This window comes from Halomonas sp. THAF12 (assembly GCF_009363675.1).
Lineage (GTDB): Bacteria > Pseudomonadota > Gammaproteobacteria > Pseudomonadales > Halomonadaceae > Halomonas > Halomonas smyrnensis.
The window spans coordinates 1,213,265-1,237,730 of sequence record NZ_CP045399.1; the positions used below are offsets into that span (position 1 = coordinate 1,213,265).

At 70.7% G+C, this 24,466-nt stretch carries 23 protein-coding genes and 2 riboswitches; of the genes, 11 read left to right on the forward strand and 12 right to left on the reverse strand.

The window, feature by feature from the left end:
- Positions 1–8: 8 nt before the first annotated feature.
- From thiC to FIU88_RS05485, 7 genes are all read right to left on the reverse strand, one after another.
- Positions 9–1,940, reverse strand: coding sequence for a phosphomethylpyrimidine synthase ThiC (gene thiC / locus FIU88_RS05455; protein ID WP_152478463.1), 1,932 nt, complete (start codon positions 1,938–1,940; stop codon positions 9–11).
- A 76-nt stretch (positions 1,941–2,016) separates the two neighbouring features.
- Positions 2,017–2,136, reverse strand: a riboswitch (TPP riboswitch).
- A 187-nt stretch (positions 2,137–2,323) separates the two neighbouring features.
- A complete protein-coding gene (tenA, locus tag FIU88_RS05460; protein WP_152478464.1) occupies positions 2,324–2,992 on the reverse strand; it encodes a thiaminase II in 669 nt (222 codons plus the stop codon).
- 97 nt (positions 2,993–3,089) lie between these two features.
- Positions 3,090–3,250: riboswitch (TPP riboswitch) on the reverse strand.
- Positions 3,251–3,327: 77 nt separating this feature from the next.
- Positions 3,328–5,241 (reverse strand): glucans biosynthesis glucosyltransferase MdoH, encoded by a 1,914-nt coding sequence (mdoH, locus tag FIU88_RS05465; protein ID WP_152478465.1) that lies wholly within the window; start codon positions 5,239–5,241, stop codon positions 3,328–3,330.
- A complete protein-coding gene (locus FIU88_RS05470; RefSeq protein WP_152478466.1) occupies positions 5,228–6,784 on the reverse strand; it encodes a glucan biosynthesis protein in 1,557 nt (518 codons plus the stop codon). The genes mdoH and FIU88_RS05470 overlap by 14 nt, the downstream gene beginning before the upstream one ends.
- A gap of 147 nt (positions 6,785–6,931) precedes the next feature.
- On the reverse strand, positions 6,932–7,864 hold the full coding sequence (locus FIU88_RS05475) for a lysophospholipid acyltransferase family protein (RefSeq protein ID WP_152478467.1): 933 nt from the start codon (positions 7,862–7,864) through the stop codon (positions 6,932–6,934).
- 3 nt (positions 7,865–7,867) lie between these two features.
- On the reverse strand, positions 7,868–8,248 hold the full coding sequence (locus tag FIU88_RS05480; protein ID WP_152478468.1) for a DUF4870 domain-containing protein: 381 nt from the start codon (positions 8,246–8,248) through the stop codon (positions 7,868–7,870).
- Between the two features lie 196 nt (positions 8,249–8,444).
- The gene (locus tag FIU88_RS05485; protein ID WP_016856072.1) at positions 8,445–8,825 is read right to left on the reverse strand and encodes a VOC family protein; all 381 of its coding nucleotides are present in this window, start codon (positions 8,823–8,825) and stop codon (positions 8,445–8,447) included.
- 39 nt (positions 8,826–8,864) lie between these two features.
- On the opposite strand from FIU88_RS05485, the gene FIU88_RS05490 reads away from it, so the two are divergent.
- The 5 genes from FIU88_RS05490 to FIU88_RS05510 all read left to right on the forward strand — a co-directional run bounded on the left by FIU88_RS05490 (position 8,865) and on the right by FIU88_RS05510 (position 14,822).
- Positions 8,865–9,506, forward strand: coding sequence for a class I SAM-dependent methyltransferase (locus FIU88_RS05490; protein WP_152478469.1), 642 nt, complete (start codon positions 8,865–8,867; stop codon positions 9,504–9,506).
- 167 nt (positions 9,507–9,673) lie between these two features.
- Positions 9,674–11,104, forward strand: a complete 1,431-nt coding sequence (locus FIU88_RS05495) for an MFS transporter (RefSeq protein ID WP_016856070.1) — start codon at positions 9,674–9,676, stop codon at positions 11,102–11,104.
- A 60-nt stretch (positions 11,105–11,164) separates the two neighbouring features.
- Positions 11,165–12,958: an acyl-CoA dehydrogenase gene (locus FIU88_RS05500; protein WP_152478470.1), complete on the forward strand. Its 1,794-nt coding sequence runs from the start codon at positions 11,165–11,167 to the stop codon at positions 12,956–12,958.
- A 144-nt stretch (positions 12,959–13,102) separates the two neighbouring features.
- Positions 13,103–13,957 (forward strand): 3-hydroxyacyl-CoA dehydrogenase NAD-binding domain-containing protein, encoded by an 855-nt coding sequence (locus tag FIU88_RS05505; protein WP_152478471.1) that lies wholly within the window; start codon positions 13,103–13,105, stop codon positions 13,955–13,957.
- Positions 13,958–14,048: 91 nt separating this feature from the next.
- Positions 14,049–14,822, forward strand: a complete 774-nt coding sequence (locus FIU88_RS05510; RefSeq protein ID WP_152478472.1) for an enoyl-CoA hydratase-related protein — start codon at positions 14,049–14,051, stop codon at positions 14,820–14,822.
- Between the two features lie 69 nt (positions 14,823–14,891).
- Here FIU88_RS05510 and FIU88_RS05515 read toward each other — a convergent pair whose 3' ends face one another.
- The gene (locus tag FIU88_RS05515; protein WP_152478473.1) at positions 14,892–15,800 is read right to left on the reverse strand and encodes a DMT family transporter; all 909 of its coding nucleotides are present in this window, start codon (positions 15,798–15,800) and stop codon (positions 14,892–14,894) included.
- Positions 15,801–16,122: 322 nt separating this feature from the next.
- Between FIU88_RS05515 and FIU88_RS05520 the strand changes: the two genes are divergently transcribed.
- Entirely contained in the window at positions 16,123–16,839 is a 717-nt protein-coding gene (locus FIU88_RS05520) for an aspartate/glutamate racemase family protein (RefSeq protein ID WP_152478474.1), read from the forward strand.
- Between the two features lie 34 nt (positions 16,840–16,873).
- Positions 16,874–17,746, forward strand: coding sequence for an MOSC domain-containing protein (locus tag FIU88_RS05525; protein WP_152478475.1), 873 nt, complete (start codon positions 16,874–16,876; stop codon positions 17,744–17,746).
- A 77-nt stretch (positions 17,747–17,823) separates the two neighbouring features.
- On the opposite strand, the gene FIU88_RS05530 is transcribed toward FIU88_RS05525, so the two are convergent.
- Positions 17,824–18,474, reverse strand: a complete 651-nt coding sequence (locus FIU88_RS05530) for a 2OG-Fe(II) oxygenase (protein ID WP_152478476.1) — start codon at positions 18,472–18,474, stop codon at positions 17,824–17,826.
- Complete coding sequence (locus FIU88_RS05535; protein WP_172977662.1) at positions 18,471–19,091, reverse strand: CoA pyrophosphatase; 621 nt, start codon at positions 19,089–19,091, stop codon at positions 18,471–18,473. The genes FIU88_RS05530 and FIU88_RS05535 overlap by 4 nt, the downstream gene beginning before the upstream one ends.
- Before the next feature lie 92 nt (positions 19,092–19,183).
- On the opposite strand from FIU88_RS05535, the gene FIU88_RS05540 reads away from it, so the two are divergent.
- On the forward strand, positions 19,184–19,741 hold the full coding sequence (locus FIU88_RS05540) for an NUDIX hydrolase (RefSeq protein WP_016856061.1): 558 nt from the start codon (positions 19,184–19,186) through the stop codon (positions 19,739–19,741).
- 81 nt (positions 19,742–19,822) lie between these two features.
- Here FIU88_RS05540 and FIU88_RS05545 read toward each other — a convergent pair whose 3' ends face one another.
- A complete protein-coding gene (locus tag FIU88_RS05545; RefSeq protein WP_016856060.1) occupies positions 19,823–20,134 on the reverse strand; it encodes an NIF3 1 in 312 nt (103 codons plus the stop codon).
- 185 nt (positions 20,135–20,319) lie between these two features.
- Here FIU88_RS05545 and FIU88_RS05550 point away from each other — a divergent pair, with 185 nt between their 5' ends.
- Both FIU88_RS05550 and FIU88_RS05555 read left to right on the forward strand, forming a co-directional pair.
- Complete coding sequence (locus tag FIU88_RS05550; protein WP_152478478.1) at positions 20,320–20,826, forward strand: fasciclin domain-containing protein; 507 nt, start codon at positions 20,320–20,322, stop codon at positions 20,824–20,826.
- 170 nt (positions 20,827–20,996) lie between these two features.
- The gene (locus FIU88_RS05555) at positions 20,997–21,851 is read left to right on the forward strand and encodes a fructosamine kinase family protein (RefSeq protein ID WP_152478479.1); all 855 of its coding nucleotides are present in this window, start codon (positions 20,997–20,999) and stop codon (positions 21,849–21,851) included.
- Positions 21,852–21,894: 43 nt separating this feature from the next.
- Here FIU88_RS05555 and FIU88_RS05560 read toward each other — a convergent pair whose 3' ends face one another.
- Positions 21,895–22,794 carry an alpha/beta fold hydrolase gene (locus tag FIU88_RS05560; protein WP_152478480.1) on the reverse strand — a complete coding sequence of 300 codons (900 nt, stop codon included), beginning with the start codon at positions 22,792–22,794 and terminating at the stop codon, positions 21,895–21,897.
- A gap of 170 nt (positions 22,795–22,964) precedes the next feature.
- On the opposite strand from FIU88_RS05560, the gene FIU88_RS05565 reads away from it, so the two are divergent.
- A complete protein-coding gene (locus FIU88_RS05565) occupies positions 22,965–24,410 on the forward strand; it encodes a TolC family outer membrane protein (protein ID WP_016856056.1) in 1,446 nt (481 codons plus the stop codon).
- Positions 24,411–24,466 lie beyond the last annotated feature (56 nt).

Genomic DNA, 24,466 nt, shown 5'->3' on the forward strand with positions numbered 1-24,466 from the left:
GTCAGACCTCACTGTTCATTATGTATGTACAGCTCGGCGCCCTGGTCGCGGAACCTCTCGGCCTGTTCGGCCATGCCGCGCTCGATCGTCTCTCGTTCTGCCGACTCACGATCGCCGTCGAGGCCGTTATCCGCGGCCCCGTCCTTGAAGACCGAATCGCGGACCTCCTGGCTGATCTTCATCGAGCAGAACTTGGGCCCGCACATGGAGCAGAAGTGGGCCACCTTGGCCGAGTCCTTGGGCAGGGTCTCGTCGTGGTACTCGCGGGCGGTGTCCGGGTCGAGGCCGAGGTTGAACTGGTCCTCCCAGCGGAACTCGAAGCGCGCCTTCGACAGGGCATTGTCGCGGCGCTGGGCGGCCGGGTGCCCCTTCGCGAGATCGGCGGCATGCGCGGCGATCTTGTAGGTGATGATGCCGGTCTTGACGTCGTCCTTGTTGGGCAGCCCCAGGTGCTCCTTGGGCGTCACGTAGCAGAGCATGGCGCAGCCGTACCAGCCGATCATCGCCGCGCCGATGCCGGAGGTGATGTGATCGTAGCCGGGGGCGATGTCGGTGGTCAGCGGCCCGAGGGTGTAGAAGGGCGCCTCGTCGCACTCGGCAAGCTGCTTGTCCATGTTCTCCTTGATCAGGTGCATGGGCACGTGGCCGGGGCCCTCGATCATCACCTGGACGTCGTGCCGCCAGGCGATGCGGGTCAGCTCGCCCAGGGTCTCGAGCTCGGCGAACTGGGCCTCGTCGTTGGCGTCGGCCACCGAGCCCGGGCGCAGGCCGTCGCCCAGCGAGAAGGCGACGTCATACTGCTTGCAGATCTCGCAGATCTCCTCGAAGTGCTCGTAGAGGAAGCTTTCGCGGTGGTGGAAGAGGCACCACTTGGCCATGATCGAGCCGCCGCGGGAGACGATGCCGGTGGTGCGTTTGGCCGTGAGCGGCACGTAGCGCAGCAGCACGCCGGCGTGGATGGTGAAGTAGTCGACGCCCTGTTCGGCCTGCTCGATCAGGGTGTCGCGGAACACCTCCCAGGTCAGGTCCTCGGCCACGCCGCCCACCTTCTCCAGCGCCTGGTAGATCGGCACGGTGCCGATCGGCACCGGGGCGTTGCGGATGATCCACTCGCGGGTCTCGTGGATGTTCTGCCCGGTGGAGAGGTCCATGATGGTGTCGGCGCCCCAGCGGATGCCCCAGGTCATCTTGTCGACCTCGTCCTCGATGGAGGAGGTGACCGCCGAGTTGCCGAGGTTGCCGTTGATCTTCACCAGGAAGTTCCGGCCGATGATCATCGGCTCGGATTCCGGGTGGTTGATGTTGTTGGGGATGATGGCGCGGCCGGCGGCCACCTCGTCGCGCACGAACTCGGGCGTGATCTCCTCGGGCAGGCGGGCGCCGAAGGCCACGCCCGGATGCTGGTGGCCGAGGATGCGCTCGACCTCTTCCGACCCCAACGCCTGGCGCTTCTGGTTTTCCCGAATGGCGATGAATTCCATCTCCGGGGTGACGATGCCCCGGCGCGCGTAGTGCAGCTGGGTGACGTTCTTCCCTGCCTTGGCCCGGCGAGGCGTGCGGGTCAGCTCGAAGCGCAGCGGGGCGAGCATCGGGTCGTTGGCGCGGCGGCGGCCGTACTCGGAGGTCGGGCCGTCGAGGAACTCGGTATCGCCGCGCTCCTCGATCCAGCCGCGGCGCAGCTCGGGCAGGCCGCGGCGCAGGTCGATGGCGGCCTCGGGGTCGGTGTAGGGGCCGGAGGTGTCGTAGACCAGCAGCGGCGGGTTCTGCTCATCCGGGCCGTCGCCGGAGGTGCGGGTCGGCGACAGGCCGATCTCGCGGAAGGGCACGCGGATATCGGGCCGCGAGCCCTCGACGAAGACCTTGCGCGAGCCCGGCAGCGGGGCCACGGCGGCTTCGTCGACGCGGGCGCTCTCGTTGAGGAAATGGGGGGTCTTGCTCATGGTCGTGCTCCCTTGGCTTGAGTGGTTCGTCAGGGAGGACCGTCGGGGAGGACAGGGGCGGCCGGCGCCGAGGCGCCGCCGCCTGTCGCTTGATCCCTACGCTGGTCCTAGCCAGTTCAGGTTCAACGGGACCCATGCTCGGGCGCCTCGCGCCGCATGATCTCAGCCGTCTTCAACGGCACCCCGTCAAGCGTGGTGGTGCCCGCCGCTGGGCGGGCCGTGTCATCATCGTTATCTCGTGCATGTGGCTCGGGGCTGATCCGGGGGCAGCTCTCCGAGGAGGCGCTGTGAATACCTCCCTGTACGCTACCGACGCCATCCATGGCGTAGGACCTCCTCTTCGAGCTGCCCCCGGCGCCCCTCATTCACTCGGCAGATATCTCTCAGTCCGCGCGATCCAGCCCCATCTGCCAGAAGTCGATCTCCAGCCGGGTGGCGTCGCGGAACAGCCGCGCCAGCTGGTCGAAGCGCGCCGGCGTCACTTCGGCCAGGCGCGCGTCCAGCCAGGCGATCTCGGCCTGCATGGCGCTCTGGAACTCGTCGCCCTGGTACATGGCGATCCAGGCGTCATAGGGGTTGGCGTCGCCGCGCACGGTGAACGGCTGGGCCTGAAGCCAGTTGGCGATCTCGCCGTAGCCCACCAGGCAGGGGGCCAGCGCCACGCGCAGGTCGAGCAGGTCGCCGCGGCTGCCGGCGTCGAGCACGAAGCGGGTGTAGGCCAGGGTGGCGCGGGCCTCGGGCAGCGCCGCCAGGTCGTCCTCGGTGATGCCCCAGTCGCGGCAGAAGCCGCGGTGCAGGTCCAGCTCGACGTCGAGGATGGTCTTCAGGCCGTCGAAGGCCTGGCGCAGCTCGTCCAGGTCGCGGCTCTTGTAGGCGGCCAGGGCGTAGGCGCGGGCGAAGTGGATCAGGAACAGGTAGTCCTGCTGCAGGTAGTGGCGGAAGGCGTCCGCCTCCAGCGTGCCGGCGCCCAGGCCGCGGACGAAGTCGTGTTCGGTGTAGGCGCGCCAGTCGGCCTGGCAGGCGGCGGTGAGATCACTGAAGCGACGGTCCATCTTGCCTCCGATTCCGATGAGAGCGGATGCCGGAGGGCGTGCATGACGCACGGGCGTAGCGGAAGCGGGGAGGGAGCGCCGGGCGCAAGGAGGGCGCGCCGGCCCGCCGCCTGATTCCCTACGCCGGTTCACGTGCGGCGTCTGCCACACCCACCCGGATCAGGTTCCACGGGACCAGCGCTGGGGGCTGTCTCGAGCGTTGTCGAGCGCGAGCCTGCGCCATCTCAGCCGGTTCCACCGGCACCCCGTCAAGCGAATGGGCCGAGTCTAGCAGCTTGACGGGCGACGAACATCCCTGTCGTCGCCCCGGCCACCGCGCGACGGCAGCGTGACGGTCATTCGCCCTGGACGGCGCGGGCCTCGGCACTCGCCGACCGCGCCCAGTCGCTGCCGAAGGACTGGATCGGCATCTCGCAGGGTCGCTCGGCCGGGGGGACGGCGGGCTCGTCGGCGGGCTCGAGATCCAGCGGCGCCGGCTCGGCCTCGAGCACCGCCGGCGGGGCGGTCTCGCCGGGCACCAGCAGCAGGCCGCGCCGGCGCAGGCCACGCCCGATCGTCAGGCTGCTGCTCCAGCGCACCAGCGGCGCGGCCAGCAGCAGCCCTAACCACACCGGCGTCAGCCACCAGAAGAAGGTCGGCGTGGCCCACCAGGTCACGCCCGCCCAGCAGAGGCCGATCAGGCTGCCCGGCCAGGTGTGGCGCAGCGCCTCGCGCCAGGGCAGGGCGCGTCCCTCGCGTGACTGGGGGTTCCAGGCCACGGTGCGGCCGCTGAAGACCTCGATCACGAAGCGGCTGTGGAAGACCATCATCAGCGGCGCGATCAGCATCGCGAACAGCGCCTCCAGCAGGGCGCTGGCGACCAGCCTGCCGCGTCCGCCGTAGCGGGACGGCGCCCGGCACAGGGCCAGCACGACGCCCAGCAGCTTGGGCATCAGCAGCATCGCCAGGGTGCCGCCGAGCAGCGGCATGATCAGGTTGGGCGGGGCGATCGGCCAGTCCGGGAACAGCTGGGCGTCGGAGGTGAAGAAGTTGGGCGCGATCAGGGCACGCAGCAGGGCATCGGCGGTGCTGACCACGAGGATCGCCAGCCAGATCAGCGACGACAGGTAGGCCAGGGCGCCGCACAGGAAGTGCACCCGGCTGACCAGGTGCAGGCCGCCGGCGCCGAGCAGGCGCAGGTGCTGCAGGTTGCCCTGGACCCAGCGGCGGTCGCGCTTGGCGTAGTCGAGGATATGGCTCGGCATCTCCTCGAAGCTGCCGCCGAGGTCGGTGCGCATGCGCACCTCCCAGCCGGCGCGCCGCAGCAGCGCGGCCTCGACGAAGTCGTGGCTGAGGATGTCGCCACCCAGCGGCGGGCGTCCGGGCAGCTCGGGCAGGCCGGCATGCCGAATGAAGGGCGCCACGCGCAGGATGGCGTTGTGGCCGAAGTAGTTGGCGGCGTCGGACTGCCAGAAGCTCAGGCCGGCGGCCAGCATCGGCGAGTAGACGGCCGCCGCGAACTGGTTGGCACGGCCGAACAGGCTGTCCTGGCGCACGGGGATCGGCACCGTCTGCAGCAGCCCGAGGCGCGGATTGGCCTCCATCTGGGCGATCAGCTCATGCACGGTATCGCCGCTCATCACGCTGTCGGCGTCGAGCACCAGCATGAAGTCGTAGCGCTGCCCCCAGCGCTGGCAGAAGTCGCCGAGGTTGCCGGCCTTGCGGCCGGCGTTGCTGTCGCGATGGCGGTAGTGCAGCCGGCAGTGGCCGGCCAGCCGCCGCTGCAGCGCGGCCATGACGGCCTTCTCCTCGGCCACCACGGACTCGTCGGTGCTGTCGCTGAGCACGAAGGCCTCGATGTGCCGGCGCTCGGAGATCGGCGGCAGGTCCCGGCAGGTCGCCTCCAGACCCGCGGCGACCCGCTCGACGTCCTCGTTGTGGATCGGCATCACCAGGGCGGTGCGCGAGCGGGCGTCGTCGGGCGGCCGGGGCGAGCCGGCCCTGGCCAGGCTCAGCGGGTCGCGGCCGGCGAGGCTCAGGGTGAAGCCGATCAGCCCGCTCCAGAAGGCCACGGCGATCCAGCCGAAGGTCACCGCGAACAGCGCCATGACCGCCAGCTCCAGCGGGGTCAGGCCGCCGACGTGGAGGATGCGGAACATGGTCCACACGCCGAGGGCGGTGGTGGCGGCGATCAGCAGGGCGACGGCCCAGCGGCGGGTGCGGCGCCAGGGAATGGGCGCCGCGGCGTTGCGGCAATCAGCGGCGCTCATCGGGATACCAGACATAGTTCCAGGTTTCGGTCAGCGGCTCGCCGTGCAGGGTCAGGGCCAGGCGCATGTCGGCCGGGGTGCCGTCCTCCGGCGCGAGGCGGAAGCTGGCGCGCCAGGTGCCGTCGGGCAGGCGCTGGACGCGGGGCTCGATCAGCTCGCCGCTGGAGGTGGTCAGGTGCGGCTCCACCGCCTGGTCGGCCTCGAGGCCGTCGAGCGTGGGCCCCTGGAAGTCGACGATGAAGACGCGCTGGCTCTCGGGCGGCGGATCGTCCTGCCCCGGCGTGGCGCCCCAGCCCTGACGCGAGCGCAGCACATGGGCGAGCCGCTGTTCGGGCGGGGTGGCGCCGAGGGTGCTCAGCCGGTAGCGGAAGGTCCGCGACTGGCCGGCCTCGAGCGGCTGTTCGGGGATCCAGTAGGCGGTGATGTTGTCGTTGGCCTCGCTGTCGGAAGGGATCTCGACCAGCTCGACGCGGCCCTGACCCCAGTCGCCCAGCGGCGTGACCCATTCGCTGGGGCGCGTCTCGTAGCGGGCCTCGGCATCGAGGTAGGCCTCGAATTGGCGCGGCCGCTGGATCAGCCCGAAGCCCCGGGGCGAGGCGTCCTGCAGGCTCGACAGGTGCAGCGTCGCGGGATTGCTCAGCGGGCGCCAGATGCGTTCGCCGTCGCCGGTCTGCATGGCCAGGCCGCTGGAGTCGTGGACCCGCGGGCGATAGTCGTCCGCCGGGTACTCGCCGAGCCCGCCGTGCATGTACATGCTGGTCAGCGGCGCGATGCCGAGCTTGGCCACGTCCTCGCGGGCGAACAGCCGCGCCTCGGTCTCGACCGTGGTCGGCTCGCCGGGGGCGATCTCGAAGCGATAGGCGCCGGAGAGGGAGGGGCTGTCGAGCAGGGCGTAGACCGTCAGGTGCGTGTCATCGGGACCGGGCTCGACCAGCCAGAACTCGCGAAAGGCCGGGAACTCCTCGCCGCGGGGCGCGCCGGTGTCGATGGCCAGCCCGCGGCTCGAGAGGCCGTAGCCCTGATCGCGGCCGACCATGCGGAAATAGGAGGCGCCGAGAAACACCATGAACTCGTCGCGGTAGTCGCCGCTGTTCAGCGGGTAGTGCAGGCGGAAGCCGGCGTAGCCGAGATCGCCGAGGGCCTCGGGGTCGAGATCGGCCAGCCCGGCGGCCTCGTCGTCGTAGCGGAAGCGCGACGGGTCGAAGGTCAGCGCACTGACCTCGCCGTCCCCGTCGACCAGGTTGAGCGCGACCGGCTGGTCGTAGAGGAAGCCGGGATGGAACAGCTGGACCTCGAACAGCCCGTCGTCGTGCCAGACGGCCCGGTCGGGGCGGAAGCGGATCTGGCGATAGGCGTCGTAGTCGAGCTCGGTCAGCGCCGGTGGCAGGTCGGCGTCCGGCGCCTCATAGGGCGCGTCGGCCAGGCGCTCGGCGCGGTCGGTGACGCGCTCGAACAGGCCCTGCTCGGCGGCGGGCTCGGCGCTGGCCTCCATGGCCAGCGTCGCCCCCAGCGAGAGGGCCAGCAAATGGAACAGCGATGTCATGGGGTGACTCTCCTTGGAATCCCGCCGGCATTCCCTGCGCGAGCCGGTCCAGGGGGCTTGTCGTGTTATGGGTATCGTTGTCGTCAAGGCGTACCGGAGTTGGTCAGCACGCCGCCGGGATGGTTCCGCCCCGCGGCGCCGACGGGGTTACTTGTAGACGCGGAAGCGCTTCCAGTCGGCGCGGCCCTCGAGCTGCTCGGGGGTCTTGCGATAGCGCTTGTACTCCCACTGGTACTGGACCGGGTCCAGGGCGATGGCGGCCTCCACGCAGGCGTTCACCCCGGCCGCCGAGGTGGTCTCGTCGCTCGAGTAGACGCGCTCGTCGGCGGCCAGGAAGTGCAGCGCGAAGCCGCGGCCGCGCACGCGCCTGGCCACGCCGGTGACCACCCGCGCCTCGGTGCGGGCCACCAGCTTGGGCAGCAGGGTGGCGGTGTAGGCCTGGCGGCCGAAGAAGGGCGCGAACACGCCGCTGCCCCAGCTCGGCGTCTGGTCCGGCAGGATGCCTACCGTCTCGCCGCGCTTGAGCGCCTTGAGCAGCGCCGCCACGCCGCGCGGGTTGGTCGGCACCAGTTCGGCGCCGCGCCGCTCGCGGCCGCCGCGGATGATCGGGTCCAGTGGGGCGAGCTTGGGCGGCTCGTACATGGCGGTGAAGGGGAAGTGCCCGGACAGCCAGAAGTTGAGCACCTCCCAGTTGCCGAAGTGGGGCGCCAGCACGATGACGCCGCGCCCCTCGGCGCGGGCCTCGTCGAGCAGCTCGCGGCCATGGACCTCGAGAATGCTGGCCTCGACCCGGTCCGGCTCGCCCATCCAGGCCAGGCCCAGCTCGAGCATGGTGGCGCTGGAGTGCACCAGGCTGCGCCGCGCCAGGCGGCGGCGTTCGCCTTCGGGGCAGTCGGGATAGGCCTGGGCCAGGTTGATGCGGGTCACCCGGCGCTCGCGCCGGCTGCCGAGCTGCACCAGCGGGCCGGTCATGCGCGCGAGGCGCCACAGCGAGGCCGGTCGCCAGTCGGCGAGGGCGCGCCACAGGCCGGCGATCAGCCGCGCCTGAAGGCGCCCCGGGGTGTGTTGCGTGTCGGCCATGGATCAGATCAGCCAGGTGTCGACGTTGTCGGGGGCGCGCTTCTCCTGCAGGCCCTTGAAGCCCTTGACGCAGCGGATGATCATCCACACCGCCAGCGCGATCAGCAGCGGGAAGCCGATCACGACCAGGGTCAGCAGCGAGGCGACGAGGGCGTAGACCAGGCCGATCCAGAAGGTGCGGATCTGGTAGCGGTAGTGTTCGTCGAGCCAGGACGGGCCCTTGCCGCGATAGATGTAGGCGATCACCACGCCGATGATGCCGGTGAAGCCGACCACGAAGCTGGCCAGGTAGAGGGCATAGACGACCATGGCCATGGTGGTGTCGGGGGCCGGGGCGTCGTCGGCGACGACGGCGTCGTGGCGCGCGGGGTCATGCTCGTTCATCGGTCGTCCTTGAAAGGGTGAATAGCGTGTTGCTCATGATACTGGCCTGCGTTGGCGATGCCACCGTATGCCATCGGCGACGCCGGCAAGAGCCTTCGGCCAGGTGGGTAAAAGCCCTCGGCCAGGTGGGTAAAAGCCTACGCCCGGCATCGGCACCCGCCGGGTCGGAGCGCCTTCGGCGATGTGGCCCGATCCCTCAGCGCCTGGGGCGGCTGATCTCGAGCAGGTTGCCGTCCGGGTCGCGCAGGTAGAGCGACTCGATCTCGCCGATGGCGCCCTGGCGACTGACCGGCCCCAGCTCGACCTCGATGGAGAGCGCCTCGAGGTGGCGCTGGACCTCGTCGAGGGGCAGCTGGCTGCGCAGGCACAGATCGAGGCTGCCCGGGGTGGGCGTGGCGGCCCGGGGCTGGATATCGGTGGCGGTCCAGTGCAGGCGCAGGGCCATGTCGCCGAGCATCAGGTCCACGCGCTCCTGATCGCGATAGCGGACGTCCAGCCCCAGTACCCGGGTATAGAAGTCCACGGCGCGGGGAATATCGGTCACGGTGATGACCAGGTGGTCCAGACCTGACAGCATGCATGCCTCCTGAAAGTGAGTCCTGCCACAGAGAATACGATGATGCCGACCTGTCCGCTATGCGCATCCACCGACCACGCGCCCTACCATCGCGATGCGCGGCGCGACTATCGCCGCTGCCGACGTTGCGCCCTGGTGTTCGTGCCGGCCCATCAGCGCCTCGGGCCGGCGGAGGAGAAGGCGGTCTACGACCAGCACCAGAACTCCCCCGACGACCCCGGCTATCGTCGCTTCCTGTCGCGGCTGTTCGAGCCGCTGGCGGCGAAGCTCTCGCCCGGCGCCCGTGGGCTCGACTTCGGCGCCGGCCCGGGGCCGACGCTGTCGGTGATGTTCGAGGAGGCCGGCCACCCGATGGCGATCTATGACGCCTTCTACGCGCCGGACGCGGCGGCGCTCGAGCGCAGCTACGATTTCATCACCTCCACCGAGGTGGTCGAGCACCTGTTCGCGCCCGGCGACGAGCTCGAGCGCCTGCTCGGTCTGCTGGCGCCCGGCGGCTGGCTGGGGCTGATGACCAAGCGGGTGCCGCCAGGCGTGGAGGCCTTCGCCGGCTGGCACTACATCCTCGATCCGACCCACGTCTGCTTCTTCGACGAGGCGAGCTTTCGCTGGCTCGCCGAGCGCTGGCAGCTGACGGTGAGCTTCCCGGCCGGCGACGTCGTATTGCTGCAGAAGGCATGAGGACGCTTCGTTCGATAACACGCCGTTATCGTCATCGAAGTGTCGCGAAAAAGCCTTCCCGGGAGGATTGGCGGCGCCCGTGACCGGGCGTATATTCGTGCGCGAATTCCCGTCACCGCCATCCCCGGCGGCGGCGTTGTCTCACGGCTCGTCGGAGGCCTTCGCGCATGTCACGCCAGCTGTTGCTCATGGCCCTGGGGCCGCTGCTCGGACTCTTCATCCTGGGCATCGGCAACGGTTTCCTGACCACGCTCACCACCCTTAGGCTGGACGCCGCCGGGGCCTCGTCGCAGGTGATCGGCTGGGTCTCCTCGGCCTACTTCATCGGCCTGGGCGTGGGGGCGATGGTCAACGACCGCCTGCTGCTGGCGATCGGCCATATCCGCGCCTACGGCAGCTTCGCCTCGCTGCTGGCGGTGTCGGTGCTGCTGCAGGGCATGTTCGCCGATCCCCTGGCCTGGTTCGCCCTGCGCCTGATCGCCGGCTGGGCCACGGTGGGCGTGTTCCTGGTGATCGAGAGCTGGCTCTTGACCGCCGGGGACGACCGGGTGCGCGGGCGCCTGCTGGCGATGTACATGATCGTGGTGTTCGCCGCCGGGGCGATCGGCCAGCTGCTGTTCGGCCTGACCCGCGGCATGGCGCCCACCGAGCCCTTCATGCTGGTCGGCCTGCTGGCCTCGCTGTCGGTGCTGCCCATGGCGATCATCCCGCGGGTCACGCCGCTGCTGGAGAAGGCCGAGCCGCTGTCGCCGCTGCGCCTGATCACCCTGACGCCCACCGGCGTGATGGGCAGCTTCGGCTCCGGCATCGCGGTGGCGGCGGTCTATACGCTGCTGCCGCTCTACCTGCAGCGCAGCGGCATCGGCGGCGACCGCGTCGGCCAGCTGATGGCGCTGGTGGTGCTCGGCGCCATGTGCCTGCAGTACCCGGTGGGCCGCTGGTCGGACCGCCACGACCGCCAGCTGGTGCTGATCGGGCTCGGCGGTTTCTGCGCGCTGATCTGCGCCGGCATCCTGCTGTTGCCGCTGCCGCCCTGGGGGCTCGCCGCGCTGCTGTTCCTGCTCGGCGGCGGGGTCTTCTCGCTGTATCCGGTGGCGGTGGGGCACGCCGCCGACCGCGCCCCGGCGGGCGCGCTGGTGCGCATGAGCCAGGGCCTGCTGCTGATCAACGCCATCGGCGCGACCCTGAGCCCCTCGGCGATCGGCCCGGTGATGACGCTGGTGGGCGACGGCGGGCTGTTCTGGTCGCTGGGCGCGCTGGGCGTCGGGCTGGTGGCCTTCTTCGCCTGGCGGCGCAGCGTGCGCCCGGCGCCGGTGCCGGTGGCGCCGTTCTCGCCGGCCACGCCGCTCAGCGCCGCCGAGCTGGCGGTCACCGAGGAGTGGGTGCAGGGCGCGCTGGAGCACGAGCACGTCGAGGATCTGTCCGAGGCGGTGCCGGACGTCGAGGTGGCCGAGCCGCTGGTCGGCCCGCCGCCGCCCGACGAGCCGCATATCGTCTACTACGATGACGCGGCGCCGGCGGGGGCTGCGTCCGACGCCGACGCCGATGAGAGGGCCGCCGAGGACGCCGGCCAGGATCGAAGGGCGACCTACGGCTAATGGTTCATCGGCCTTCGTGAATCTAGGCTCGCCGGAACGTCCTGTTTTCGAGGTGCCCCGATGACGCCCTATTCGCCGCCGCTTCGCGATGTCCGCTTCGTGCTCGAGGAACTGCTCGAGCACGGCTCACTCTCCCTGCCCGGCTTCGAGGAGATCGGCCCCGAGCTGGCCGACGCCGTGCTGGAGGAGGCCGGCCGGCTGGCCGGCGAGGTGTGGGCGCCGCTCAACGCCGTCGGCGACCGCCAGGGCTGCCGGCGCCGGGAGGACGGCGCCGTCACGCTGCCCGAGGGCTTCGCCGAGGCCTACCGGGCCTACGCCGAGGGCGGCTGGAACGGCATCGGCGTCTCCGCCGCCCACGGCGGCCAGGGCCTGCCGGAGACCGTGGCCAGCGCCGTGCAGGAAATGCTGCACGGTGCCAACATGGCGCTGGGGCTGTGCCCCATGCTCACCGCCGGCGCCATCGAGGCGCTGGCCCGCCATGGCAGCGAGACGCTGCAGGCGCGCTACCTGCCGCCGCTGGTGGAAGGCCGCTGGACCGGCACCATGAACCTCACCGAGCCCCAGGCCGGCTCCGATCTCTCCCAGGTGAGGACCCTGGCCGAGCCCGCGGACGACGCGTCCGGTCGTTATCGCCTCAGGGGCCAGAAGATCTACATCACCTGGGGCGAGCACGAGGCCGCCGAGAACATCCTGCACCTGGTGCTGGCGCGCACCCCGAACGCCCCCGAGGGCAACCGGGGCATCTCGCTGTTCCTGGTGCCCAAGTATCTGGTGGAGGAGGACGGCTCGCTCGGCGCGCGCAACGACGTGACCTGCACCGGGCTCGAGCACAAGCTCGGCATTCACGGCTCGCCGACCTGCTCGCTGAGTTTCGGCGAGCAGGAGGGGGCCATCGGCTATCGGGTCGGCGAGCTCGGCCGCGGGCTCAATCACATGTTCACCATGATGAACGAGGCCCGCCACAAGGTCGGCATCCAGGGCATCGGCGTCGCCGAACGCGCCTGCCAGCAGGCGCGCGGCTACGCCCTGGAGCGGGTGCAGGGCCGCCGCGACGGCGCGCCCTGCGCCATCGCCGAGCATCTCGACGTCAGGCGCATGCTGCTCTCGATGCGCGCCCGCACCGATGCGCTGCGCGCCCTGGCGCTGACCTGTGCGGCGCAGATGGACCGGGCCCGCCACGCCCGGGATGAGGCCGAGCGCCAGGCCGCCCAGGCGCGGGTCGAGGTGCTGATCCCGGTGGTCAAGGCGTTCTCCACCGATCAGGCGGTGGAGATCGCCTCGCTGGGCCTGCAGGTCCATGGCGGCATGGGCTACATCGAGGAGACCGGCGCCGCCCAGCTGTTGCGCGACGCGCGCATCGCGCCCATCTACGAGGGCACCAACGGCATCCAGGCGCTGGACCTGGCCGGCCGCAAGCTGGCCCGCGACGGCGGCGCGGCGCTGAGCCGGCTGGCCGACGAGGTCGAGGCCACCGCCGAGGCGCTCGCCGCCAGCCCCGAGCTGCGCCCGCTGGGCGAGAGCCTGGCCGGCGGCGTGGCCGACCTGCGCACCGCCATGGGCCTGGTGCTGGCCCAGGGCGCCGATCCCGAGCGCGGCGCTGACGCCGTTCAGGCCTGTGCCACGCCCTTCCTCGGCCTGGCCGGCCACGTGCTGTGCGCCTGGCAGCTGGGCCGCTCGGCCCTGCGCGCCGAGGCGGCGCTGGCCGACGGCACGCATGACGCCGACTTCTATCGCACCAAGCTCGCCGCGGCGGAGTTCGGCCTGCGCCAGTGGCTGCCGGAGGGCCGCGCCCGGCTGGCGGCGATCGAGGCCGGCCTGGGCGGCCTGGCGGCGCTGAAGCCCGAGCATCTCTGAGCCCGGCAAGGGGGCGAGCCGGCCAGCGTGATGTCAGCGCAGGCGGGCGTGACTCGACCGCGACACACCAGCGGTGCATGCTGATCCGAGTGCCCGCCGGGCGTGATCGGCGGGCGAGTCTACCCAAGCGAAGGAGAGGCAGCGATGAGTCAATCACCGATCGGCGTCGTGGGCGCCGGCACCATGGGCCAGGGCATCGCCCAGGTGCTGGCGACCGGCGGTTTCACGGTCCGCCTGTTCGACGTGGCCGGGGAGGCGCTCGAGCGCGCCCGGGCCGGCATCGACAAGGGGCTCGGCAAGCTGGTGGCCAAGGAGCGGCTGAGCGAGGACGCGCGCGCCGACGCCCTGGCGCGGCTCCACGGCACTACCGAGCTTGCGACCCTGGCCGACTGCGAGGTGATCATCGAGGCCGCGCCCGAGAACCCCGAGCTCAAGGAGCGGCTGTTCCGCGACCTCGGCGCGCTCGGCGACGACATCATCCTCGCCTCCAACACCTCCTCGCTGTCGCTGACCCGGCTGGCCGGGGTCTGCGAGCGCCCCGAGCGGGTGGTGGGCATGCACTTCTTCAACCCGGTGCCGGTGCTGGCGCTGGTCGAGGTGATCCGCGCCGAGCAGACCGCTGACGCCACCGTGGCCCGCGTCGAGGCGCTGGCCGAGGCGCTGGGCAAGACCGCGGTGCGGGTGGGGGATTCGCCGGGCTTCGCCGTCAATCGCCTGCTGGTGCCGATGATCAACGAGGCGGCCTTCCTGGTGCAGGAGGGCGCGGCAACGCCGGAGGCGGTGGACCAGGCCATGCGGCTCGGCGCCGCCCATCCCATGGGGCCGCTGGCGCTGGCCGACCTGATCGGCCTGGACGTGTGCCTGGCGATCATGGAGGTGCTGCAGGAGGGCTTCGGCGATCCCAAGTACCGGCCCTGTCCGCTGCTCAAGCGCATGGTCGATGCCGGCTATCTGGGCCGCAAGAGCGGGCGCGGCTTCCACGTCTACGACGCAGCCTGACCCCGACCAAAGCCGCGATTGTCGCTCACCCTAGCGTTCGCTAGGGTGAGGTCGTTGCGTCTTTCCCGATATCACGAGACGAGGAGCCATCATGAGCGAGCAGGCGATCGAGGTGCAGGACGATGGCGGCGTGGTCCGTCTGACCGTCAGCCGTCCCAAGGCGCTCAACGCGCTGAACAGCGAGGTGCTCGCCGCCCTGGCGGCGGTGCTCGACGATCTCGAGGCCCGCGGCGACCTGCGCGCGGTGCTGATCACCGGCGCCGGCGAGAAGGCCTTCGTGGCCGGCGCCGACATCACCGAGATGCGCGACATGAGCGCCGTCGAGGCCCGCGACTTCGCCGGCCAGGCCCAGGCCACCCTCAAGCGGCTCGAGGCGCTGCCGGTGCCGGTGGTGGCGCTGGTCAACGGCTTCTGCCTGGGCGGCGGCTGTGAGCTGGCGCTGGCCTGTGACTGGGCGGTGGCCAGCGACAACGCCGTGTTCGGACAGCCGGAGGTGCTGCTCGGGGTGATTCCGGGCTTCGGCGGCACCCAGCGCCTGCCGCGCCGCGTCGGCCCGGCCATGGCCCTGGACCTGGTCACCACCGGGCGCAAGATCGACGCCGGCGAGGCCCTGCGCATCGGCCTGGTCAACCGGGTGATGCCCCAGGCCGAGCTCGAGGACTACGCCGCCGAGCTGACCCAGCAGCTCGGCGGCAACGGCCCCCAGGCGGTGCGCGGCGCCAAGCAGGCGGTCCACGACGGGCTGGACCAGGACCTGGACAGCGCCCTGGCGCTGGAGACCAGCCTGTTCGCGCTGTGCTTCGCCGGCGACGAGCAGCGCGAGGGCATGAGCGCCTTCGTCGAGAAGCGCAAGCCGAACTTCTGAGCGCCGCTCGCACCCTCCCGGCATCGACGGCCGTGGCGGTGACGCCACGGCCGTCCTGTGTCTGTGGCGTCAGTCCAGGCCCCGGTCGCCTCGCCCGGCCAGTCGCGCCGGCCGGCCGAGGCGCAGCACGCCGGTGGCAATGGCGGTGCCCGCGAGGGTGATGGCCATGCCGGCCAGGATCTGCAGGCTCAGCGTCTCGTCGAGCAGCACGTAGCCCCACAGCAGGGCGCTGACCGGTACCAGGAAGGTCACGGTGGAGGTGGCGGTGGCCCCGGCGCTGGCGATCAGTCCGAAGTAGAGCAGGAAGGCCAGGGTGGTGCTGAAGGCCGCCAGCGCCAGGCCGTTGGCCCAGCCCAGGCCGCTGATCGGGGCCTGGGGCCACAGCCACAGGCCCGGCAGCAGCAGGATCAGCCCGGACATGGCGCAGCTGCCGGCGGCGAGCACGCGCACCGGCAGGTGAGACAGGTAGGTCTTGGAGTAGTTGGTGGCGATGCCGTAGCAGAAGGTGGCGCCGAGCACCGCGAGGATGAACCAGCCGTCGCCGCCCAGGGCGAAGTCCAGCCGGTCCGCGGACAGCACATAGACGCCGAGGAAGGCCAGCGCCAGGCCCAGGTACTGGCGCCTCGACACCGGCGTGGCGAAGAACAGCGCGCCGAGCAGGGCGGTGAACAGCGGCGTGGTGGCGTTGATCAGCGAGGTGAAGCCGGCCTCCAGCCGGGTGGTGGCCAGCGCCAGCAGCGAGAACGGCAGCACGTGGTTGACCAGCCCCAGCAGCATCAGCCGGCCGGCGTTGTCCCGCACCAGGCGCAGGTAGCGCACGCCGAGCAGCAGCGGCAGCATCAGCAGCGCGCCCACGCCCATGCGCACCAGGATCAGCGGCACCGGGCCGAACTCGGGCACCGCCACCCGCATGAAGATGAACGACATCCCCCACAGCGAGGAAAGCAGGATCAGGCGGAGGGTATCGGTCGGGCTCATGGCGGTGTCCAGGTGGCGAGCGGGAGGGAAGGTGCCATGGCAGGGTAATCGCCCGTCGGCCGGCGGGGAAGGGCGTGGAGGTTCGCATCGTACCCTCGGTCATGAAGGGGGCGCGGCTGCCGGCGGCGTGATCCAGCGCAGTCCCGGTTGTGCGAGGCCGTGCCGCGATGGCAGGGGGGCTTGGCTCTGGGGAACGGCCATGCGGAAAGCCGCCATCCTCGTCGCCCCCCGGCCGCCCCGAGTGCGGGCCGGGGTCGGCGCTGGCGCGCAGGCGGTGGCCGTGATATCGCTGTGGGGGCGATGATTCCACACGGAGGCGACCATGAAGACCATCGGCGTACTCGGCGGCATGAGCTGGGAGTCCACCCAGAGCTATTACCGGGCCCTCAACGAGGGCGTGAAGCGCGAGCTGGGCGGCTTCCACTCGGCGAAGGTGGCGCTCTACAGCGTCGACTTCGCCGAGATCGAGACGCTGCAGCAGGCGGATCGCTGGGACGAGGCGGGCGAGCGGCTCGCCGAGGCGGCACGACGGGTGCAGGCGGCGGGAGCCGACTTCCTGCTGCTGGCCACCAACACCATGCACAAGGTGGCGCCGGCGATCGAGGCCGCCATCGAGATACCGCTTCTGCATATCGCCGATGCCACCGCCGAGCGGCTGCGCGACGACGGGGTGCGTCGCGTGGGGCTGCTCGGCACGCGCTTCACCATGGAGCAGGCCTTCTACAGGGACCGGCTCGGCGAGCGCTTCGGCATCGAGGTGCTGGTGCCGCAGGCCGAGCAGCGCGAGCGGGTGCATCGGGTGATCTTCGAGGAGCTGTGCCAGGGCCGCATCGAGCCGGCCTCCAAGGGGGCGTATCTCGAGGTCATCGCGGACCTGCACGCCCGCGGCGCCGAGGCGGTGATCCTCGGCTGCACCGAGATCGCGCTGCTGGTCGGCCAGGGCGACACGCCGGTGCCGCTCTACGACACCACGGCGCTGCACGCCGAGGCCGCGGTGACGGCCGCCCTGGCCGAGGAAAAGGGCGAGCGGGCTTGGTAGAGTGACGGCTTCCATCAACGCCAGGGAGGCAGGGATGCGCATCACCCAGCTCAACATCTATCCGGTCAAGTCGCTGCGCGGCATCGCCCTCGACGAGGCCACGCTCACCGAGCGTGGCCTGGCCTTCGACCGCCACTGGATGGTCGTGGACGCCCGCGGCCGTTTCGTCACCCAGCGCGAATGCCCGGCCATGGCCATGGTGACGGTGCGCCTCGAGCCGAACCGCCTGGTGCTGGAGCACCCCGAGGCCGCGCCCCTGGCGGTGCCGCTGGCGCGTCACGGGCTCGAGCGCCTCGAGGTCAGCCTCTGGAAGGACAGCGGCGAGGCGCTGGACGAGGGCGCCGAGGCGGCCGAGTGGCTGACCGCCGTGCTGGGCGATGGCCGACACAGCGACGGTCGGCAGGGGGATGAAGAGGGCGGACTGCGCCTGGTGCGCTTCCCCGAGGAGCGCCGTCGCGAGGTCGAGGCCGACTATCTGCGCGGCGAATCGGCCCACACCGCCTTTGCCGATGGCTATCCGCTGCTGGTGGCCCATCGGGCCTCCCTCGAGCGGTTGAACGAGCGCCTCGCCGAGAAGGGCCTGGACGCCGTGCCGATGAGCCGCTTCCGGCCCAACGTCGTGGTCGAGGGGGAAGGGCCCTTCGCCGAGGTCGACTGGGACGAGCTGGCGCTCGGCTCGGGCATCCGGCTGGGGCTGCGCAAGCCGTGCAAGCGCTGCAAGATCATCACCCAGGATCAGCGCACCGGAGAGGCGCCGGAGCCCAGGGAGCCGCTGAAGACGCTGGTGGAGATGGATGCCCAGCCGGGCTGGAAGGGCGCCTACTTCGGTCAGAACGCCGTTCCCCTCGACGGCATCGGCCGGACGCTGCGCGTCGGCGATGACGCGGCGGCGACGGTCCGGGGCTGAGGCGCGCCGCCTCTGATCGGCATGGAAGGCCGCCTGGCCGAGGCCGGCTGAGCTCGCCTCGAGCATGGGGTCAGCCGTCAGTGCGACGGGTCGACCAGGCCGCCCAGCGAGGCGTTGCGACGGAACCAGCCGGCGATGCTGGCGCGGGGATAGCGGGTCGGCAGCACCTCGTGGGGCACGCGGTCGGAGAGGAAGCAGACGAAGGTGCCGGCCTCGGGCCGGACCCGGGTCAACTCGCGGTCGGGGTCGTGCTCGTCGAAGATGACCATCTCGCCGTCGCCGTCGGCGGGCCAGTCGGGGTTGAGGTAACCCACGGTGGAGATCACCCGGTTGGCGCGGCCGCGGAAGCTGTCGAGATGGCGGCGGTAGAAGGCGCCGGGCGGGTACTGGGCGAAGTGCGCCTCGTACTCGAACAGGCCCAGAAACAGCGCCTGGTTGAGCGCCTTTTGCAGTTCGCCCATGGCCTCGAGGTAGCGGCGCTGGGCCAGGCTCTCGCGGTCCAGCCAGCGGATGGCGTCGCCGCGGATGTCGCGGCGCAGGTGATGCTCGCGCCCGCGGCCGACGCCGGCGGCGTCCAGCGCCTCGCGCGAGGCCATCGTCTCGAGCTCGGCGAGCAGCGGGGCGTGCAGGGCCTCGGGCAGGAAGTGCTCGCCCAGGTACCAGCCCTGTTCGACCAGGGCGTCGACCAGCTCGGTCAGGCGGGCGGGGGGCAGATGCGGTCGGGTCATGATGGCGTCAGTCGGCGTTCGGGGTGAAAGTGCAGCTCGCCCTCGGGGCGCTGGAAGAGATCGATCGGCATGGCGAACCCCTCGGCCAGCAGCTCCACCAGCATCATCGAGGACAGTCCCCAGATCACGTGGTCGTCGTGGCGATAGCTCGGCACGTAGTAGTCGCGGCCGTCGACGCGGATCACGTCGGTGTGGGTGCGCCGGTCGGCGAGGAACGCCGCCAGCGGCACCTCGAAGATGGCATCGAGCTCGCCGGGGTCGGGCACGAGCGGCAGGTCTGCGGGAATCACGCCGACGTACGGCGTGACGCGGAGGCCGTGCAGCGAGATGACGTCCGACAGCCGGCCGAGCACCTCGACCCGCCCGGGCGGCAGGGCGATCTCCTCCTCGGCCTCGCGCAGGGCGGTGGTCAGCAGGTCGGCATCGGCTTGCTCGCGCTTGCCGCCGGGAAAGGCGACCTGGCCGCTGTGGGTGGAGAGATGGGCGGCGCGGCGGGTGAACAGCAGCGTCGGCTCGGGGCGTGCCACCAGGGGGAGGAGCACCGCCGCCTGGGGCAGGTCGAGCGTCACGCGGCGCGGCGCATGCGCTTGCAGGCGCTCGCGAAGTTTCTCTAACATGATGATTCCATCGAGTTTCACCTCTTTTACCCAGTCGCCGCACGCGGCGTCAAGCCCGGGGCACTCCCGGTGCCAGCCAGTCAGGGAGCGCCATGAATTTTTGCAGTCACTGTGGGCAGCCGGTCCGTTTCGCGATTCCCGAGGGCGACGATCGTCCGCGCTTCCTGTGCGACGCCTGCGGCACCATCCACTACCAGAATCCGCGCATCGTGGCCGGGACCCTGCCGGTGTCGGGCTCGCGGGTGCTGCTGTGCCGCCGCGCCATCGCCCCGCGCAAGGGCTACTGGACGCTGCCGGCCGGCTTCATGGAGAACGGCGAGACCACGCCCGAGGCGGCCGCCCGCGAGACCCGCGAGGAGGCCATGGCCGAGGTCGCGCTTCACGGCCTCTACACGCTGATCAACCTGCCGCATATCGACCAGGTGTTCATGATCTTCCGCGCCGAGCTGGACGGCGACTTCGGCGCGGGGCCGGAGAGCCTCGAGGTGGCGCTGTTCGAGGAGCACGAGATTCCCTGGGGCGAGCTGGCCTTCCCCACCATCGAGCGCACCCTGCATCACTTCTTCGCCGACCGCCGCGGCGGCGACTTCGCGCTGCACGTCAGCGACATCACGCCCGAGGATCGCGAGCGCTACTTCGGCTCCGCCTGACACCGAGGCCGACCCGGCCGCCGCGGTTCTCCGACCAGACGACGCCACGGGCCATGCCCGTGGCGTTTTCGTTGCGGACCGCTAGAGATCGGCCAGCTTCCAGGCGTCGTAGGCCGGCTCCTCGTAGGGGTGGGCACGCCGGAGCGCGGCCAGGGCCTCGCGGATCAGCGCATCCTCGCACACCAGCTCCACCTTGAGCTCCTCCACGTGTTCCAGGTCGCCGACGCGGCCGATATGCGGGTCGGCACCGGCCAGCGGGCGGAACTGGCCGGTGCCCGGCGTCTGGAAACAGCAGGCCTCGTAGTCGCCGATGCGCCCGGCGCCGGTGGCGAACACGGCTTCCTTGACGGCCTCGGCGTCTTCCACGGGAACGAAGAAGGCGAGCTTGTACATGATGGTCTCCGATGTCGAGGATGCTTCCTCGTTGTGCCACAGCGGCGTGCGGCCGTCAGCAGGCGCGAGAAAAAACTTGTCACTTTCCTGTACGTGAATTACGTTTTGTATAGGTAGAGTAAAGGAATCTCTTCCAGACATCCCTCGCATCGAGTGCCAACCGGTATCCCCGGAGGAGCCATCTCATGAAGGTCATGACATCACGCATTCCCCAGTTCATCGGCGCCGGCCTGGTCGGCTTCGGCCTGAGCGGCGCCGTCCAGGCCGATCATCACGGCATGAAGGCGGACATCGTCGACACCGCCGTCGAGGCCGGCCAGTTCGAGACCCTGGTGGCCGCGGTCAAGGCCGCCAATCTGGTCGAGACCCTCAAGGGCGAGGGACCGTTCACGGTCTTCGCGCCCACCGACGAGGCCTTCGCGGCGCTGCCGGTGGGCACGGTCGACGACCTGCTCAAGCCGGAGAATCGCGACACCCTGACCGCCGTGCTGACCTACCACGTGGTGCCGGGCAAGGTCATGGCCGAAGACGCCATGGCCGCCGATAGCGCCACCACCGTCCAGGGGCAGGACATCAGCATCACCACCATGGACGGCCAAGTGATGGTGAACGACGCCACCGTGATTCAGCCCGACATCGAGGCCAGCAACGGCGTGATCCACGTCATCGACGGCGTGCTCATGCCCGAATGACGCCGATAGTCCTCCCGCGATTGCCTCATGCAATCTCCTGTTTGCCGCCCCTCCCCCGGGCGGCTTTTTTTGCTGCCCGCGCCGTGCCGTGATCGGCAGGGCAGGGCGCTTTGACAGCGAGCGCGTGCGGGGCGAGCCTCGTCGGAACCACGATGCACGGAGGGAAACGGATGTTCGATGATGCCCTGATGGCGCTGCTGGATCGCCTCGACCTGGGGCCCCGCGGCTCGCTCGAGCCGCTCTCCGGCGGTGACATCGCCGCCGTCTACCGGCTGGCGACCGACCGCGGCGAGGTGGTGCTCAAGCGCGACGACCCCGAGCGGCTGGCCGGCGAGGCCGAGGGGCTGCGTGCCCTGAAGGCGGCCACGACACGACTCGCGGTGCCCGAGGTCTGGGGCGAGGGCGATGGCTGGCTGGTGATGGAGGCGCTGACGCCGGCCCGGCGCACGGCCGCCGGCGAGCGCGCCCTGGGCGAGGGGCTTCGCGAGCTGCATGGAGCGCCGGCGTCGGGCGAGGCCTCCCACGGCTGGGCGCGGGACAACGCCTGCGGCGCCACGCCCCAGCCCAATGCCCCGCTCGACGACGGCCGCGCCTTCCAGCGCGAGCGCCGGCTGCTGCCGCTGGCACGGGCCTGCCATGACCGGGGGCTCCTGGACGCGCGTCTTCGAGAGCGGCTTGAGGCGGTGGCCCAGGGGCTCGAGGGCTGGCTGCCGGACGCCCCGGGGCGGCGGGTGCACGGCGACCTGTGGTCGGGCAACGTGCTGTACACCACCCGCGGGCCGGCGCTGATCGATCCGGCGGTCTATCGTCACTACCCGGAGGTCGACCTGGCCATGCTGACGCTGTTCGGCGCCCCGTCGGAGGCCTTCTTCGAGGCCTACTGGAACGGCGCGGCGCCGGCGGACTGGCCGCGTCGCGAGGCGCTGTTCCAGCTCTATCCGCTACTCAATCACCTGCTGCTGTTCGGCGGCGCCTATCGCGACGCCGTGGCGCGGGCGCTGACGCGGGTCGAGCGGGGCGGATGAGGCGTTTCCACGCCGCGTCTGGTTGCTCTCAGCCCGGTCGCTCTCAGCACTGTCGCAGCCGGGCCAGGGCGCGTCGCCACCAGGGCGAGCGCTGCCCGACGGCGGGGAAGTCCCGGGTCAGGAAGTCGGCGACCGGCCCCGCCTGCTCGGGGCGGTCGAGCATCGGCGCATGGCCGCAGTCGGCCGCCTCGAGGGCGATCAGCCCGGGCTGGGCCTCGCGCATGCGCTCGACGCTCTCGGCTTTGAGCAGCGGCGAGGCGGCGCCGCGCACCACCATCAGCGGGCAGCGGATCGCGCGCCAGTCGGCCCAGGTGTCGCGCGGCGTGTCGTGGATGAATTGCTCGCCGATGCGTGGATCGTAGTGGTAGGTCCAGCCGCCGTCCGGCAATCGGCGGGCGCTGTCCAGGGCCAGGCGACGCCAGGCGTCGTCGCTGCGCGGGCCGAAACCTTCATAGTGCCGGCGCAGCTCCGCGGCCAGGTCGCGGAACCGGCTGAAGCGGTGGGGCACGCCGAAGTAGGTGCCCAGCGCGGCCAGGCCGTCGGGGTCCAGCTCCGGCCCCACGTCGTTGAGCACCAGGCGCTCGATGCGCGCGGCGGTGTCGGTCTCGGCCGCCAGCAGCATCCCCAGCAGGCCGCCCATGGACGTGCCGACCCAGGGCACGCGCTCGAGGCGGAAGTGATCGAGCAGCGCGACTGCTATGGTCATATAGTGCGAATACAAATAGTCGTGGGCGGGATAGAGCGACCAGCTCGACAGGCCGCGCCCCGGGGTGTCCGGGGCCAGGACCCGCCAGCCCGGCCCCAGGCGCCGGGCGAAGTCGGCGAAGTCGCCGCCGTGGCGGGCCAGGCCATGCCAGGCGACCAGGGTGCGGGGCGCATCGGGATGCCAGATGCGGACGGCCACGTCCAGCTCCCTGACGCGCACGAAGGTCAGATCGTCCATGATGAGGGCTCGGTCGGCGTATGTGGCTTTGCAGCATAGACGATTCCGGGAGGGCAGCTGGCAGGAAGATAATTTCCTTGCTAATTACACGAACGTTGATGGATTGACGTGGTAAACATGCGACAATGAATGTATATCCCCTAGCCACTCTATGTAGAAGGAACCTGCCGATGAAGCCGTATCGTCCGGTGTTGTCGGGACGGCGTGTGCTGTTGCCCTGCCTGCTGGCCGCTTCCCTGGCCGGTCAGGCCCAGGCCGCCGACCTGCTGACCATCACCCGGGATGCCATCGACAACAACGCCAGCCTGGCCTCGGCGCGCGCCCAGCGCAGCAGCGTCGAGGAGGGGCGCAACGTCGAGCGCGGTGACCTGCTGCCCCAGGTCTCGGCCACGGGCGATGTCGCCCACAACCGCCTGTACGACAGCATTGCCTCGACCCAGTCGGTCAGCACCGGCAACGTGGATGACAGCTACAACAGCGCCAGCCTGACCCTGGAGGCGACCCAGGCGCTGTTCGATGCCGCCAACAGCGCCGAGGTCAATCAGGCCGAGAGCCTGATCGACCAGCAGACCTACCAGCTGGCCGCCACCGAGCAGCAGGTGCTGATCGACGTCTCCTCGGCCTATTTCGACATCCTGCGCGCCCACGCCATCCTCGAGGCGCGCCGCGCCCAGGAGCGGGCCATCGGTCGCCAGCTCGAGCAGGCCCAGGAGCAGTTCGACGTCGGCCTGATCGCCATCACCGAGGTGGAAGAGGCCCGGGCAAGCTTCGACCAGTCCCGCGCCGACCGCATCGCCGCCGAGAACGACCTGCAGGTCAGCTTCGAGACCCTGGAGCGGCTCACCGGCCAGCGCTACGACAGCATCGACGCCTTGCAGGACGCGATGCCGGTGAACCCGCCTGAGCCCACCGGCCGCGACGCCTGGGTCGACCTGGCGATGGACAACAGCCCGCTGGTGCTGGCCAGCCAGGCCGGCGTCGAGGTTTCCGAGGACGCCGTGGACATCGCCCGGGCCCAGCGTCTGCCGGTGGTCGAGGCCTTCGCCAGCTACGACTACTCCGACACCGACCAGGACTACATGGAAGGGCATAGCTCCCAGAGCCAGGTCGGTGCCCGGGTCAGCCTGCCGATCTACACCGGCGGCCGGACCAGCGCCAGCATCCGCCAGTCCACCTACGACCTGGAGTCCAGCCAGTACGACTTCGAGGACCAGCGTCGCGACACCATCCAGCAGGTACGCTCGCTGTACACCCAGGTCACCAACGACGTGGCCACCGTCGAGGCGCGGGCCCAGGCCATCGTCTCCAATCAGAGCGCGCTGGATGCCACGCGTGCCGGTTACGAGGTCGGCACCCGCAACATCGTCGACGTGCTCGACGCCGAGCAGAGCCTCTACGACGCCATCGCCGACCACGCCGATGCGCGCTTCAGCTACGTGATCGACCTGCTCAGCCTGCGTCAGCAGTCGGGCACCCTGAACGTCGAGGCCATCGAGGCGCTCAACGACTGGCTGTCCACGGAGCAGAGCGTGTCGCTGGCGCTGCCGGAGGCCGGCGAGGCCAGTCGCTACGACGAGGCGATGGATATCGGCGCGCCGCCCCGTCCCGAATCGTGAGATTCACTTACGTACAGGCGTGAATGTATGTTTATATTCACGCCTGTCGTGCGAAC